At 59.7% G+C, this 258-nt stretch carries 1 protein-coding gene; it reads left to right on the forward strand.

From position 1 onward, the window contains the following. Nucleotides 1-73: 73 nt before the first annotated feature. Nucleotides 74-258: hypothetical protein (locus MFF40_RS28535; RefSeq protein ID WP_238263191.1), on the forward strand; the 185-nt coding region annotated here is incomplete at its 3' end.

The following is a 258-nucleotide window of genomic DNA, read 5'->3' on the forward strand; positions in this document are numbered from 1 at the left end:
AAGCCATCTCGATTGTCGTTGAGGTGCCGCGACGTAGCGGCAGTCATAGTCGGATAGCTGGAGGGCTTCCGTCATGTGCGACCCGGATTTACCCGAGAACCGTCATGAGCTCCGCAAGATGGGGCGAAGGTTTCTTTCGGTAGGAGCAACGGGGACGCTCGTTAGCGGAACCTTCCTGATGCTTACCGATGATGCCTGGGCGACCAACAGCCTGTGGTGGGGCGGCCTGTTCGGTGGGATCATGATCAGCGGCTTCGG

The organism is Methylobacterium mesophilicum (genome assembly GCF_022179445.1).
GTDB lineage: Bacteria > Pseudomonadota > Alphaproteobacteria > Rhizobiales > Beijerinckiaceae > Methylobacterium > Methylobacterium mesophilicum.